Annotated in this window: 19 protein-coding genes; all 19 read right to left on the reverse strand. The window is 33.2% G+C overall.

The window, feature by feature from the left end; translation table 11 throughout:
- Nucleotides 1-4: 4 nt before the first annotated feature.
- Entirely contained in the window at nt 5-373 is a 369-nt protein-coding gene (locus ASC72_RS17775; RefSeq protein ID WP_056193854.1) for an iron chaperone, read from the reverse strand.
- A gap of 88 nt (nt 374-461) precedes the next feature.
- Nucleotides 462-929: an SRPBCC family protein gene (locus ASC72_RS17780; protein ID WP_056193858.1), complete on the reverse strand. Its 468-nt coding sequence runs from the start codon at nt 927-929 to the stop codon at nt 462-464.
- Nucleotides 930-1,057: 128 nt separating this feature from the next.
- Nucleotides 1,058-1,639: a TIGR00730 family Rossman fold protein gene (locus ASC72_RS17785; protein WP_056193862.1), complete on the reverse strand. Its 582-nt coding sequence runs from the start codon at nt 1,637-1,639 to the stop codon at nt 1,058-1,060.
- A 154-nt stretch (nt 1,640-1,793) separates the two neighbouring features.
- On the reverse strand, nt 1,794-2,318 hold the full coding sequence (locus ASC72_RS17790; RefSeq protein ID WP_056193866.1) for a GNAT family N-acetyltransferase: 525 nt from the start codon (nt 2,316-2,318) through the stop codon (nt 1,794-1,796).
- A 96-nt stretch (nt 2,319-2,414) separates the two neighbouring features.
- Nucleotides 2,415-3,539: a lactonase family protein gene (locus ASC72_RS17795; RefSeq protein WP_056194528.1), complete on the reverse strand. Its 1,125-nt coding sequence runs from the start codon at nt 3,537-3,539 to the stop codon at nt 2,415-2,417.
- A 94-nt stretch (nt 3,540-3,633) separates the two neighbouring features.
- Nucleotides 3,634-4,731: an MBL fold metallo-hydrolase gene (locus ASC72_RS17800; RefSeq protein WP_056193869.1), complete on the reverse strand. Its 1,098-nt coding sequence runs from the start codon at nt 4,729-4,731 to the stop codon at nt 3,634-3,636.
- Nucleotides 4,732-4,737: 6 nt separating this feature from the next.
- Nucleotides 4,738-5,163: a DUF1801 domain-containing protein gene (locus ASC72_RS17805; protein ID WP_056193872.1), complete on the reverse strand. Its 426-nt coding sequence runs from the start codon at nt 5,161-5,163 to the stop codon at nt 4,738-4,740.
- A gap of 3 nt (nt 5,164-5,166) precedes the next feature.
- Entirely contained in the window at nt 5,167-6,216 is a 1,050-nt protein-coding gene (locus ASC72_RS17810; RefSeq protein WP_056193875.1) for a serine hydrolase, read from the reverse strand.
- 127 nt (nt 6,217-6,343) lie between these two features.
- On the reverse strand, nt 6,344-6,712 hold the full coding sequence (locus tag ASC72_RS17815; RefSeq protein ID WP_056193877.1) for an ester cyclase: 369 nt from the start codon (nt 6,710-6,712) through the stop codon (nt 6,344-6,346).
- A gap of 81 nt (nt 6,713-6,793) precedes the next feature.
- A complete protein-coding gene (locus ASC72_RS17820; protein ID WP_056193880.1) occupies nt 6,794-7,009 on the reverse strand; it encodes a hypothetical protein in 216 nt (71 codons plus the stop codon).
- A gap of 23 nt (nt 7,010-7,032) precedes the next feature.
- Nucleotides 7,033-7,446, reverse strand: coding sequence for a hypothetical protein (locus ASC72_RS17825; RefSeq protein ID WP_056193883.1), 414 nt, complete (start codon nt 7,444-7,446; stop codon nt 7,033-7,035).
- 73 nt (nt 7,447-7,519) lie between these two features.
- Nucleotides 7,520-8,434: an AraC family transcriptional regulator gene (locus ASC72_RS17830; RefSeq protein ID WP_056193886.1), complete on the reverse strand. Its 915-nt coding sequence runs from the start codon at nt 8,432-8,434 to the stop codon at nt 7,520-7,522.
- Nucleotides 8,435-8,446: 12 nt separating this feature from the next.
- Nucleotides 8,447-9,343 (reverse strand): NmrA family NAD(P)-binding protein, encoded by an 897-nt coding sequence (locus tag ASC72_RS17835; RefSeq protein ID WP_056193890.1) that lies wholly within the window; start codon nt 9,341-9,343, stop codon nt 8,447-8,449.
- A 93-nt stretch (nt 9,344-9,436) separates the two neighbouring features.
- Nucleotides 9,437-9,922, reverse strand: a complete 486-nt coding sequence (locus ASC72_RS17840; protein ID WP_056193893.1) for an SRPBCC domain-containing protein — start codon at nt 9,920-9,922, stop codon at nt 9,437-9,439.
- A 163-nt stretch (nt 9,923-10,085) separates the two neighbouring features.
- Nucleotides 10,086-10,511: a hypothetical protein gene (locus ASC72_RS17845; protein ID WP_056193896.1), complete on the reverse strand. Its 426-nt coding sequence runs from the start codon at nt 10,509-10,511 to the stop codon at nt 10,086-10,088.
- 28 nt (nt 10,512-10,539) lie between these two features.
- Nucleotides 10,540-10,944: a hypothetical protein gene (locus tag ASC72_RS17850; RefSeq protein WP_056193899.1), complete on the reverse strand. Its 405-nt coding sequence runs from the start codon at nt 10,942-10,944 to the stop codon at nt 10,540-10,542.
- Between the two features lie 93 nt (nt 10,945-11,037).
- Nucleotides 11,038-11,634, reverse strand: a complete 597-nt coding sequence (locus tag ASC72_RS17855) for a hypothetical protein (protein ID WP_056193902.1) — start codon at nt 11,632-11,634, stop codon at nt 11,038-11,040.
- A 61-nt stretch (nt 11,635-11,695) separates the two neighbouring features.
- Nucleotides 11,696-12,325, reverse strand: coding sequence for a hypothetical protein (locus tag ASC72_RS17860; RefSeq protein WP_056193904.1), 630 nt, complete (start codon nt 12,323-12,325; stop codon nt 11,696-11,698).
- 115 nt (nt 12,326-12,440) lie between these two features.
- Nucleotides 12,441-13,412 carry a tol-pal system YbgF family protein gene (locus ASC72_RS17865; RefSeq protein ID WP_056193907.1) on the reverse strand — a complete coding sequence of 324 codons (972 nt, stop codon included), beginning with the start codon at nt 13,410-13,412 and terminating at the stop codon, nt 12,441-12,443.
- Between the last annotated feature and the right edge of the window lie 10 nt (nt 13,413-13,422).

The raw sequence follows: 13,422 nt of genomic DNA on the forward strand, positions 1-13,422 counted from the left end.
AAACTTATTTCTTTTTTGCTTTTTCCAGATTTTCTTTAACTCTGAATTTGACAATTTTGGTAATCAGATCATACGGCATCGGTTTATTAAAAGGAAATTGCACCGAACCTTTTCCGGATTTATATTGTGAAAGTTCTTCCTGAAAAGCTTCATGACCACTTGGTAAAGCATACAAACCAATATGATTTTTAAAAGCAGCAAAGTACACTACAATTCCGTTTTGCTCAAAAGCCGGCATGGAATAACTGATTTTCTCCTTAGCATCAGGAGCTGCTTTCTGAATCGCTATCCTAATTTTCTCCAGAATTTCCTGAACATCATTGGGAAAAGCGCCAATATATTCGTCAATATTTGCAGGTTTTTTTGTTTCCATATCAATTTTTTTTTAGTTTCAAGTTTAAGGTTTCAGGTTGTCGCAACGAACTTGAAACTAAAAAAACTTAAAACCTGAAACTTTCTTTTTACGCGAGGCCTTTCGGAAAACGATCCAGAACCAGATTCAATTGCAGTTTATGCTCTAAATACGCTTTTGCGCCTGCTAAAACCAAAGTAAAACCTTCAGTAGAATTACGAACCTGATCGATTATTTTATCTGAATCTCCCTTAAAACCAGAATTTGTTATGCTTACAAATGTTTCATTTTCGTCTAATGGTGTAAAAATCCATTCAACTAAAGTGCTTTCTTCGGGATTTCCCCATTCAACTACAATTTTTTTATTTTCCTGTAAAACATGCGTGGTTACGGAGAGTGAAAAACCATACATTTCCCAGGTCCATTCTGTTTTTTTGTCTTGTTCCAATTTGCCTGAGCCTTTTGTGAACCAAAATTTGCTCGTGATTTCCGGATCAATAAAAGCCTGAAAAACTTCTGAAACAGGTTTTCTAATAAGCATTTCGGCTTTTGCGAATTTGTTATTTTCTGTTTTCATCTTTGTTGGAAGTTAAAGATTATGAATTAGAGGTTAGGGATTTAGCGTTGTATTAAAGTGAAGATGTAAATATAACTCTAATTGTTTAATTTTAAAAGCATTAGAAGTTAGTTACTTATAGGCTCAATTCATAACTTCTCTTTGTCAATCCATTTCCCAACCGTGGGTGGAGTATAGTTTTTCATTTGATTCAATAAATCATCAATATTATCACTAACTAATAGCATCTTCTGATTCGCTCCTTTCAATAAACCTTTTTCGACCATAGTGTTTGTCAGTTCAATTAAAGAATCATAAAAGCCATTAATATTCAAAATAGCAATTGGTTTTTTATGAAGCCCAAGTTGTGCCCAGGTTAGCATCTCAAAGAGTTCTTCCAGCGTTCCAAAACCACCCGGAAGCGCGATGACGCCATCGCATAAATCATTCATTTTGGTCTTTCTTTCGTGCATGCTTTCGACCAAAATTAATTCGGTTAAACCTAAATGAGCAATTTCTTTTGATCTTAAGAAATTCGGCAGAACACCAATTGCTTTTCCGCCATTATTTAAAACACCATCTGCTAAAGCGCCCATTAAGCCTACATTTGCGCCGCCAAAAACTAGTTCTATATTTTCTTTAGCAAATGTTTCGCCAAGTAAGGTTGCTTGTTCTGCGTAAATTGTTTCGGTTCCAAAACTTGATCCGCAAAAAACGGTTATTCTTTTCATGAGTTGTGAGTTATAAGTTGTAAGTTTTGAGTGACTATTGAATATGAATGTATAGTAGTTTAATTATTGATTATAGTTTATCGTTTTAAGCTAGCGATATTTCTAATAATAGTGCATAGCAACTAACTCATAATTCATAACTTATAATTCATAACTATTTAACCAATTCATATTCAAAGTGCAGAATACCATCGGCAGTAGGCGGAAAATTCATCTCGTTTACTTTTGTCGCACCCAATTTTAAAACTGCTTTTTGAGAACGGAAATTTTCAGCTCCAATGTGAAAAAATATAGAATCTACATGTTGAAAAGCATAATCGATCAATAGTTTTTTGTTGGATTTATTATAAGATCCGCCCCAATATTTTCGGTCCAGAAAAGTGTAGCCAATAGCAATGCTAGAGTTTTCAGGTTTGTAATCATAAAATCGGGTAGTGCCAATAATTTCATTTGTTGCTGCATTTACAATTACAAAACCGCTTTTAGAATCCAGTGCAGCATCAAAAAAAGACTGAAAAACTTCTTTTTTATAACGGTCTTTAATTGGATGTTGTTCCCAAAGTAACGGATCTGATGCAATTTCAAATAGAGCATTAAAATGGGTTTCCTCTAGTGGAACTAATTTGGTAATATCGTCTTCTAAAAATTCTGGTTGTAAATTAAATTCTTGATTTTTCATTTTCTACTGTTTCTGTTTTTTGCCACAGATTAACGTCAGGATGACATAAAATCCGCGTAAATCTGTTTAAACCCGCACAATCCGTGTGCTATTATTTTATATTCTTTTAATCTGAACACAGGAAACATTTTCCATTTTAATTTCTGTTCCCACTTTTTTTAGCTTTCCCGTTTTTTCGTTTCTTTTAAAAACCACCACATTTCCGGAATTGACATTTGTGGCAACAAGAAATCTTCCACTTTCATCAAGAGCAAAAACTCTTGGATGTTTTCCGAAAGTCGATTGGTAACCAATGTTTTTCAAAAGTCCATTTTCATCAATAGAAAAAATGGCAATATTGTTTTCTTTTCCCCGGTTTGTAGCGTAAAGGAATTTTCCATCAGGTGAAATATGAATGTCTGAACTTTCAAAACCTTCTGTCATTTTATCAGGATGGGTATTGATGCGCTGAATCTTTTTCAAGGTTCCATTTTCATACTGATAAACACTAATCGCGCCAGCCATTTCTTCAATACAATAACCAAATTTCTGATTCGGATGAAAAGTAAAATGTCTTGGTCCGGCTTGTAAATCTGTTTTGGTAAACTGATTTTTTGTTTCAACTAAAGGTTGCTTCAGGGTTTCATCAAAACGGTAACAACGAATTTTATCGGCACCTAAATCGGGTAAAAAAAGATAATCATTTTGAGGCGAAAAGACAGCCGAATGCACATGTGATCTTGTTTGTCGTTCTTTATGGATGCTTCCGTCTGCATATTGAAAATTCTGCGCAAGGGAATCTATTTTTCCATTTTCTAATAATGGATGAACCGAAACACTTCCTTCCGTATAATTCGCATTTACCAACCATTTTCCACTTTTATGAACGGAAACATAAACCGGATTTTCGCCGCCGCTCCGTTGTTTGTTTAAAAAAGTTAAGGTTTTGTTTTGAGGATTAAATTCAAAACTACTAACATTTCCATCATTTGGAGTTTTTGTTTCTGTACAAGCGTACACATATTTTCCGTTTGGAGAAATGGTCAAATAAGATGGATTTATGACATTTTTTGCAGAAGTCACTTTAGTCAGTTTTCCGTTTAAAGTGTCTAATTGATATACCTGAATTGATTCGGCATTCTTATCTTTATTATAACTACCCAAAAAGACATAAGTATTTTGAGAAAAAAGATTTAAGGTTACCAAAAAGGTAATCGCTAAGAAGTTGATTTTTAGTTTCAAGGTTTTATATTGTTTCGCGTTTAATGGTCTTTGTTTCAAGTTTCAGGTTGAATCTAAAATCTATTCTCTATATTCTATATTCAATATTCTAAAATTATCTAACTCCCTTCCACCATTGTTGGAATTCTTGTTTTTCATTTTTTAATTCTACCAATTCTCCAATTTTCGGTGTAATCAGCGGGATAGGATTTTCTGAATTAGCGTTCAATTCGGTTACTTTAATCAAAGGTTCATCCCACGAATGAAGAGACAAAGGAAATTTTGAATTATGAACCGGAAATACTCTTTTTGCTTTCAAATCTTTCATCGCTTTTATTACATCTTCCGGTAAATTGTGAATGTATTTCCATGCTGGATTATACTGACCATTGTCGATAAGCGCAATATCAAAAGGTCCGTATTTATCACCAATGGCTGCATAGTGAGAATCGTAGCCGCTGTCACCACCCAAATACATTTTGAAATCTTTGGTTTCTAGAATGAAAGAGGTCCAGAGTGTATTGCAGCGTTTGATACTTCTGCCGGAGAAATGCCTTGATGGAGCAGTATAAAGCGTTAAATTCTGATCTAATTCTATTTTTTCATGCCAGTCTTTTTCAATAATATTTTCTGCTGAAAAGCCCCAAAATTCAAAATGCGAACCAACGCCAAGCGCCGTGATTACTTTTTTTATTTTTGGTTTCAGTTCCATAATGGTTTTATAATCTAAATGATCGTAATGGTCGTGTGTGATCAGTAAATAATCAATCTCGGGAATATCATCATAGGTATAAATATCAGTTCCTTTAAAGGCTTTTGTAGTGCCGTAAATAGGAGAGGCGTTGCCGCTGAAAACAGGATCGATTAAAAAACGTTTGCCTTCAAGCTGAATGAAATAAGATGAATGTCCGAACCAAACTAAAACATCTTGATCTAAAGGAAGTTCTTTTAAATTGGTTTTTATTGACGGAATTAAATCAGTCGGAACTTTTCTGTCAACCTTCTTGAAAAAGAATTGTGTTATAATATCATAATAGCCATAACCTTCTGCAAGTTCAGGTGTAAAACTTTCGTTTTCAAATCTTCCATTTTTGTATTGAGGTGATTTTTGTATTAAAGCTAGTCTTTCGCCAGTAGGTTGTTTTCCAAATCTTGGATGATATAAAAAATATAAAATGACGGCTAGTAAAAGTAATATTAGTGTAAGGATCATGTTTTTTTATTTAGAAGGATATAATTTTAGTAAATATTCAACTGAAGTCGAAGTCATTTCTTTGAGAATTTCTACATTAATATCGCTTAGTTTTTTGATGTAAATGCAACCTTTTGCTGCTCTATGTTTTCCTAATTCCGAAAGTAATTCTTCTCTGTTTTGCTCAAACAAATAAACATACAATGAAATTGCTGCTTTTCGCGGAGAAAATCCCGCAAGAGGAGCATCACCCTCGTGTCCGCTGGCATATTTATAATGATAACTTCCAAAACCAATAATGCTAGGTCCCCACATTTTAGGTTCAAAACCGGTTACTTTTTGCATTATTTTGATCAATTCAAAAGCATCCTTTCTTTTTGCCTCATCGTCTACAAAAGTGTTTATAAAATCGATAACACTGGTTTCTGTTTCTGTAGTCTTATTCTTTGCCATGATTTATTTTTTTGGATGAACTAAATCGCTTTTCAATAAAATATCTTTGATTTTTCTTTCAGAAGCGTAAAACAAATTTGAATCTTCATTCATCTGGTTCTCAATGACAATCAAACTCACATCACTTTCCGGAAAATACAAATTAACAGAAGAAAATCCATCACCTAAACCTGTATGGCCCAGATATTTTACTGTGTCTTTTTCAATAGTTCGAATACTGTAACCGTAACCTTCCTTTTCTTTTCCAAAGAAATTATGCTGTGATAATACCGATGGTTTAACGATTGATTGATACGATTCCGGTTTTAGAATTTTTCCTTTATGGAGATTATTGTTCCAGATTGCTAAATCGTGTACGGTCGAAATAATTCCATCAGCACCCAAATTTTCAGGTTTTATAAGGGATTTTTTGACGGCTTCATAAGTGTTTTTATTATTAATATATCCAGTGGTCAAATTTTGAATTTTGTTCTGATTATAAGCAAAAGTATGCTGCATCTTAAGTTTTTTGAAAAGGGCATTGACCACTTCGCTGTAACTTTTGTTCGAAGTATGTTCAACAATTTGGCCGAGAAGACTGTAGCTCATATTTCCGTAATGAAAATTAGTTCCAGGCTTAAATTCCAGAGGTTTATCGATGGCTACAATTCCGTGTGTGTGATTTAAAAGTTGATGAACCGTAACAGAATCTGCCCATGTCTGAGTTAGTTCAGGCAGATATTTTTTGATTGGGTCCTGTAAGTTAATTTTTCCTTGCTCGACTTCTAATAAAATCAAAACAGCAGCAATTAACTTGCTGTTCGACATAATTTCAAATTGGCTGTTGATTGTTAAAGTTTTTTTAGTATCAAAATTGGCAAAGCCTTGTGTCTTTTCATATTTTGTTTTTCCGTTTTGAGCAATCAGAATTACACCATTAAATTTAGGATCGGCAACTTTAATTAAACTGTCAATCTTGGCAGCATAGTTATCCTTTTTTTGAGCAAAAGAATTACAGTTAGAAAATAGAAAAACGATAGAAAGCAGAGAAGAGAATCGGAAAATAGTGTTCATTAAGAAAGTTTTGTTTTTAGTTTATTTAGTTTCAGGTTTTTCTGTCACAGTCGCAGTCACAGTCGCAGTTTTCAGTCTCACTCTCGTTGACAGTTTGCAATGCTGAAAACTGCGACTGAATACTTTTTTAAAAAACTCCGTTTTCGTTAATCGTTTCTTTTGGAATCGCTTGTCCCAAATCCCAAAGTTCTACTATTTTGTCAGCTTCAAATCTAAAAATATGCACAACGGCCGCACCTAAGTCAGTCGAATTTTGTTTAACACATGAGTGTACCGCAACCAAATCGCCGTCTCTTAAAGCATGATGAATTTTAAAAGTCTTATTCGGATTTTTTCTGGAAGATTCTTCCATGGCTATCATCAAAGTATTGGCATCGCCTTTAAAATAAGCATTATGGTGTTTGAAATTCTCGCCTATATAAAGCCGGAAAGCTTCGTGTGAATGCCCATTTGCAGCGAGTTTTAAAAATTCCTGGGCTATATATTTCTTAGTCATGATTCTAAAATTAAAAACAAACTAAGTTATGAAATTTAGAAGTATGTTTTCAAGTAAATAAAGCCGGAAAATTGAAGTTTTTTAGAGGTTTTCTGATTTGATTTTAGAAAGATCAAGACCTAATTTCTTGAACTCTTTTTCTCCCAAATCAGTAATATAAAAATGTTTATCTATTGGTTTATTTTTGGCAATCCAGCCTTTCTCAGCAAAGTTTTCTACAAGCAATTGGCCGAGTTTTCCGCCAATGTGACTGTAACACATTTTCGCTGGTTTTACGGAAGTTGATTTCTCGCTCATTTTGAAGCTTTTTAGAATTACATTTAAACTCTTCTTTTAACTAACTTAATTGCCAAATAAGCCATTGGAATATAAGCAAAAACTAAATCTACAACTGTAAACCACATTGGCGAAGGGAGAGAGCAAACGCTTACTATACCGCCTAATAAAAAGAATGCACCAATAATTAAACCCAGTTTTGTTCTGTGATTAAATGCAATTAGAGAGGTTGTAAGTGCACCGGAAAATGTACCTATGGCATGTGCCAAAAACGGAAAAATAAAATGTTTTGGCTCAAACAAATGCATCGTTTTTTGCAAACCTTCCATAGTTGTATTATCAGCTCCGTCCGGGGGCGGAATAATAGAACCGCTCATTAAAATTATACTCATGTTTACAATGCTTCCAACAAAAAGGCCCGCAATTACGGCCAAAGTATTTTTTAAAACAGGGTTCATAAATTTTGGTTTTTAGTTGTACTAATTTATGAAAATTATCGATAGTAAAATGAACCCAATATATTATTCTATTTCAATTGAAAGATTGCCTGAATTCCAATGGCGAAACATTGGTCTTGGTTTTGAATAGTTTACTGAAAGATTGCTGATGCTCAAAACCCAATTCGAAAGCAATTTCACTAATCGATAAATGGGTTGTCGAGAGTTTCTCCTTCGCTTTTTCAATAAGTTTGTTATGAATGTGCTGCTGTGTACTTTGACCGGTGTGAAGTTTTAATAATCCGCTTAAATAATTGGGAGAAACGTTGAGATTTTCAGCTATATAATGAACGGTTGGTAGTCCTTTTTGAGACAAATAATCTGCGTTGAAATAGCCCTCAAGCAAATTTTCTAAACGAGCCAAAATCTGGTGATTGCTTATTTTTCGGGTAATAAATTGGCGGTTATAAAATCGCTCCGCATACGTAAGAAGCAATTCAATTTGCGCAATGATCACATCCTGACTGAATTTGTCAATATTCGATTGATATTCCTGCTGAATATTTTTCATGATAGTAATAATCATTTTTTCTTCTTTATCAGAAAGATGCAAGGCTTCATGAACCGCATAACCAAAATATTCGTATTGTTTGATTTTCTGCGCAAGCGGTGTATTCCACAAAAAATCAGGATGGATCAATAATGACCATCCTGTATGTTGTAATTCGGCATTGCCTTCAACAGAAAAAACCTGACCAGGCGAAATAAACAATAAAACACCTTCTTTAAAATCATATTCCTGCTGGCCGTAACGCATTTTGGCATTCGCATTTCTTTTGAGCGCAATCGAATAAAAATCAAGCATCAAACTTTTCGGTTCCTCTTTATTCAGGAATTTAAGATCTTCAAAATTGTAAACCGTTACAAGCGGATGCTCCGGTTTGGGCAAACCCCTAAATTCAAGAAATTCGCTTATACTTTTTATTCGATGCGGTTGCTGATTTGCCATAGTACAAGTTACTTAATTTTGATTATATTTCGCAGCAAATTCTTTGGCATACGCTGCAAGTTTTGTTTTGCCCATTACGGCAGGTTTGTTGCGATAATAATCTTCAGCCAATAAACCATTGTGAAGTCCGGCATACATTTCGACTAAACCTTCCGCAATTTTTGGCTGCATGCCAACATTTATTAAACCGTTCAGTGTTTCATCATCGCTAACTAAAACCCATTTTAGATCAGGTTTGCCAATAGCTTCTCCCAAAATACGAGCCGTTTCATGACCAGTAAGTTCTTCACTGCCCACGTAACGAATTTTTCTTCCGTCAAGCGGAGTTGCAAGTTCTTCGGCAATAGCGGCTGCAATATCAAGTGGAGAAACCCAAGGAATCATTTTATCAGCGCCATAATTTACTGCAATAACGCCCGTATTTTTTATCATCGGAATGTAAGCCAGTAAATTATAATAGAAAGAAGTTGGACGCATAAACGTGATCGCCACATTTTGAAGTTTATTCAAAACCGCTTCAATTTCATTATAACGCTGAATAATCCCTGAATTTTGCTCTAAATGAGCGCCAACGCTGCTTAAAAAAACTAAACGTTTCACACCCGATTTTGCAATGGCTTCGGCATAACAATTTCCAATTTTTCGTGTAAAAGCATCCAAATCAAGATTCGGATCGAAATAATTCGCACGCGGAATCATGCAATAAACAGCATCTGCACCAGTAAATGTTTGCGTTAAAAAAGCAAGATCTTCAACAGATCCTATGGCTGCTTTTGCTCCCAAATTTTCGATCTCAGTTTGTTTCCCGGCATCGCTGGTAATAACCGTAATGTCGTGTCCTTTTTGCACTAACTCCTTCGCTAGTGGCTTGCTAATGTTCCCTAAAGAACCTGTAATTATAATTTTCATAGTGTTACTTTTTGATGTTACAAAGTTGCGTAACATCAAAGAAGGAACTGTAGCCAAATCTACGATTCTCTTAGCCGAAATTATTTCACCGAATTACTTCGCACTCAGTTTTCTTTCATTTTCCGTTTGCGGTTTGTCTTTGCCGTTGGGTTGGCCTTTTCCGGTTGTAATCAATTTTTTTAAGCTATTCTGAATATAATTCGTCCAGGAATCTCTGCAAATATCAAAACATTCATAATCCGGTACCAAGCCAACATGAGTAAGACGAAGTGCTGTTTTTCCATCTTTTTCTGAAATCTCAAAAGTTGGTTTTGTACCCGTCCATTCTGTTTCGTCTTCGGTGAATTTGAAATAGTTTTTCTCCACCAGCCAAACAATTTTCTGGTTCGGAATCACTTCAATCAATTTGACTTTGCAGCGATGTATATCTTCATAATGATAATCAAATTCATCGTTTAGTTTGGCTGTATTGCCATCAATTTGTTCAGACCACCATCCGCGAACATTGGTAACGGCATTAAAAACTTCTTCGGGAGATTGATCAACTATAAGGGTCGTGGTAAAATCTTGCGCACTCATTTTATATCGTTTTTAGAAAGTTATTTAACAAATTTACGTTCTAAAAATCAATATGTTAGGGTGTTTGTGAGACAATTGTAAGGGGTGAATCAGACAAGTTAGAATTTTAGATTTTAGATTTTTTTTTGAATTTAATACCTACTAAAAAACGATTCACAAAAACTTATTGTCGTACAAAATACAAATCAGTTCCATCAACATACGATTTTCCTAAAACCATCTCTCCCTTATCAGAAACAAAATAGGTCCATTTTGAATCGTCTATAAAAACAAAGAATTCTTTTCTTTCTTCAGGACCAGGACTTCCGGATAAATAATCAAGTTTGTATTCGTACTTATGGTTCTCTATTTTTCCATCTGTGTTTATGGTTAGATTAGAGTTTGCATCAAATCTGTAAGTAATATTTTTATCTGAATAATCAGTAAAATGATCTTCCAATTTGCCATCATCATCATCATAATTCACATACCAACCTCGTGTTTTTACTAATTTCCAGGTTCCAACAACCGGACTTGCTTTATCATCATCATTATCTGTACAATTTGTGAAAGCAATAAGGATAAAAATAAACGTAATAATTTTTTTCATAATTTTGATTGAATTTAGTGTCAAGTAGTTATTTGATACGGTCGTATTGTGATCCAAAACAGTCATAACATTCTTCACTGAGATAAAGTTTATCTCCTTGAATTTCAAAAGACATTGCTACAAAATATTTATCAGGATTATCACTTACAATCATTGGTTTCTCACCACCAAAAATAGATTTTTGAGTTTTGATAACAAATGTATCATCGGCGGACATTGTTCCATTAATATATCTTTTAAAAGAATTCCCTGAAAATTCAATATAAATCACCTGATTTGAAGATTCAGGCGTATAGGTTTTTCCGGCAAAACCACCCGAAGATTGAACCCAGTTCCATTTGCCTTGTAATGATTTTCTCTTAGAAGCGTTAAAATCTTCACTACTGCAGGAAGTTAATAGTATAAAAACAAAAAATAGTAAAGCATTTTTCATTGGTCATAAATTTATATAGGTTTATTTAATAGATATAAATTTTGTTAAATGGTTGCGTTAAGTATTGATGTTTTATTAAATAATTACTTTTTATTAGTTTTGTTTCACTTCATTTAAAAGTAATTTTCTGCCTTCTAAAACCATTCTGATCCCATAAGAAATGGTCGCAAGAGCGCATCCTAAACTTACTATTACATTAGCAAAATTCGAAGTGGTGATTTTTTGTGTTATTAAATAAATGCCCAAAATGGCAAACAGGCAAGTCCAGGTTCCTATATAGAGATCAAAAGTACGTTTGAATATTTTTCCTAAAGGAAAAAAATGAAGACCGACAATCAGGACAAAAAAAGAAATAAACAATTCGTCGTGATTGATGTTCATCAGAATGTTTTTAGCAATTAAAATTCCAATTCCTTCCAGTCCAAAAACAATCAAAAACCTTTTTTCATTCTTTTTTTCCTGATCAGTTTTTTCAACGTTGCTTTCCGGTAGACTTTTTTGAGCTTTTGTAAATTTCAGATAAAAATATAAAAAACTCGAAATAATCAAACCTAAAAGAATGCCAATTAGATGGTGGTCCCTGTTTTCAAGATAGTATTCGGCGATAAAAGCCCAAATAGAAGTGTTTATGATCATGAAAAATAAACCTCCAATTGGTTTGTCTATGTCTTGTTTTGTTAGGGCATTCATTTGAGTAAAAGTTATATTTTTTATTAAATAGTTTTGAGAAATATTTATTCTATTTTATTTTTTAAACGGATAAAACAGCCGGAGTCGGGTCATTTTCTTTGATTCTTATCTTGCATATTTTTTCAATCTCATATACATTTTCAATTGCTGAAATGTAAAGAACATCCGGAACAAATTTATCTGATTCGTTTTTTCGACTTTGCATTTTTCCTGTTCTTAATTCATATTCTAAATCGCCAAAATTATTTTTAGCGTTTATTTTTACATTCCCTGAAAACTGTTCCCAATCTGTAATGGTTGATTTTCCATTTCGATACTGAATCATTCTGGTTTCTGTTCCAATAAAATAGCCTCCTTTTTGAAAAAGGGCATAAATGGAAGAGATAGTAAGTCCCACACCAACGATTACAAATAGTCCTATAATCATGCCCGGCACTATCAACTCGCCCAAATCATCCCAACTTGCCGTTACCGGAACATCATTAGACGTAAAATGTACTTCTTCATTTTTAAATAAGGGGCCAAAGAAAGCGACAACAAAAATACTGACAAAAGCACAATAGGCTATGCCGAAAATGAGGCGCCCTACTGATTTACCAAGAGGAAGATTTCGTTTTGCTTTTATAGAAAATTCGACTTTTTCATTTTCAATTAGTTTTTTTAGGTCAATAGGTAATTCTGTTACATACATTTTTGGTTGGTTTGTGGGTTAGTTTTTTTTGAAGCAATTATATTATTTTTTAAGACTGGTAACTTCTAAATTTCAATTAAAAAATAAAAAACTCGAAAATGATTATATCAACGTTTTATTTGCAAAAATTATTTAAATAATTTCTTATTTCGAATTTCGTATTATTTCCAACAAGATGAAAAATTTTGCAAGCTTCCACTTGATTTCCAGTTGCCAAATATGAAATTCCTAACTTTATAAGAGCGTCTTCAATTCTTATTTTAAATCTGTTGTTTTTAATTTCAAGTTGCTTTATTTTACTATAAGTTGTTATGGCATTTTTAAAATTATTATCTTCATAGTATTGATCACCAAGCTCGATGATCTCAAATAATTCTTTTTCTTTTGGATCGGTTAAGTCGTCAGCAAATTTCAGATTATTAACTTCTTGTGTGATTAATAAATCGTATTTTGTGTTGTTTCTCAGGAATTTTTCTGCCTTTTTAAGTGCGTCAATATAATCATTGTCGTATCCCTCTGAAATTGAGTGCAAAACCGCTATATCGCGTATTTTATTATTTTTTGTTAGAATAAATTCGATTTGAAAATATAAATTAGGTAGACTTTTTGCTTTTCTATCTGGTCTATTTAAGCTTATAAAATCGTCAAGGCTTTCTTCTTTTTGAAAATCATAATTTGCAAGGTCATTTGCAACAAGAATAGTATCACTATCTCGTACAATTTTTTGTAATGTAAATTCAGGATATTTGGTAATAAAATCATCAGTTTTTAAAAAGTAGCTTATTTTGTCATCATTCTGTTCCTGAATTTTTAAATATTTATTTTCTACAGTATAATTTATAGTTCTATAATCATTTTTAATTTGTTTCGAGCTGTAGTTGGCCTTAAAGAATCGGTCGTTGATTTTTAAAGAATTCGATGATATAAAATATTTTAATTCAATTGAATATTGACCATTATTTATTTCTAAATCAGTCCCATCCTGATACACTATTTTATCTAATACCCATTTCCCTCTTAACTCCTGATTTTGAGAATAGGTTGAATTAATTGCTATTACAGTTAGTAGTAAGTATAAAATTTTCATTTTATTTTTT

The organism is Flavobacterium sp. Root420, assembly GCF_001427905.1.
Lineage (GTDB): Bacteria > Bacteroidota > Bacteroidia > Flavobacteriales > Flavobacteriaceae > Flavobacterium.

Excerpts from the sequence above, each read along its gene's own strand:
- ASC72_RS17775 (WP_056193854.1), bottom strand. The coding sequence starts at position 373 with ATGGAAACAAAAAAACCTGCAAATATTGACGAATATATTGGCGCTTTT.
- ASC72_RS17780 (WP_056193858.1), bottom strand. The coding sequence starts at position 929 with ATGAAAACAGAAAATAACAAATTCGCAAAAGCCGAAATGCTTATTAGA.
- ASC72_RS17785 (WP_056193862.1), bottom strand. The coding sequence starts at position 1,639 with ATGAAAAGAATAACCGTTTTTTGCGGATCAAGTTTTGGAACCGAAACA.
- ASC72_RS17790 (WP_056193866.1), bottom strand. The coding sequence starts at position 2,318 with ATGAAAAATCAAGAATTTAATTTACAACCAGAATTTTTAGAAGACGAT.
- ASC72_RS17800 (WP_056193869.1), bottom strand. The coding sequence starts at position 4,731 with ATGATCCTTACACTAATATTACTTTTACTAGCCGTCATTTTATATTTT.
- ASC72_RS17805 (WP_056193872.1), bottom strand. The coding sequence starts at position 5,163 with ATGGCAAAGAATAAGACTACAGAAACAGAAACCAGTGTTATCGATTTT.
- ASC72_RS17810 (WP_056193875.1), bottom strand. The coding sequence starts at position 6,216 with ATGAACACTATTTTCCGATTCTCTTCTCTGCTTTCTATCGTTTTTCTA.
- ASC72_RS17815 (WP_056193877.1), bottom strand. The coding sequence starts at position 6,712 with ATGACTAAGAAATATATAGCCCAGGAATTTTTAAAACTCGCTGCAAAT.
- ASC72_RS17820 (WP_056193880.1), bottom strand. The coding sequence starts at position 7,009 with ATGAGCGAGAAATCAACTTCCGTAAAACCAGCGAAAATGTGTTACAGT.
- ASC72_RS17825 (WP_056193883.1), bottom strand. The coding sequence starts at position 7,446 with ATGAACCCTGTTTTAAAAAATACTTTGGCCGTAATTGCGGGCCTTTTT.
- ASC72_RS17830 (WP_056193886.1), bottom strand. The coding sequence starts at position 8,434 with ATGGCAAATCAGCAACCGCATCGAATAAAAAGTATAAGCGAATTTCTT.
- ASC72_RS17835 (WP_056193890.1), bottom strand. The coding sequence starts at position 9,343 with ATGAAAATTATAATTACAGGTTCTTTAGGGAACATTAGCAAGCCACTA.
- ASC72_RS17840 (WP_056193893.1), bottom strand. The coding sequence starts at position 9,922 with ATGAGTGCGCAAGATTTTACCACGACCCTTATAGTTGATCAATCTCCC.
- ASC72_RS17845 (WP_056193896.1), bottom strand. The coding sequence starts at position 10,511 with ATGAAAAAAATTATTACGTTTATTTTTATCCTTATTGCTTTCACAAAT.
- ASC72_RS17850 (WP_056193899.1), bottom strand. The coding sequence starts at position 10,944 with ATGAAAAATGCTTTACTATTTTTTGTTTTTATACTATTAACTTCCTGC.
- ASC72_RS17855 (WP_056193902.1), bottom strand. The coding sequence starts at position 11,634 with ATGAATGCCCTAACAAAACAAGACATAGACAAACCAATTGGAGGTTTA.
- ASC72_RS17860 (WP_056193904.1), bottom strand. The coding sequence starts at position 12,325 with ATGTATGTAACAGAATTACCTATTGACCTAAAAAAACTAATTGAAAAT.
- ASC72_RS17865 (WP_056193907.1), bottom strand. The coding sequence starts at position 13,412 with ATGAAAATTTTATACTTACTACTAACTGTAATAGCAATTAATTCAACC.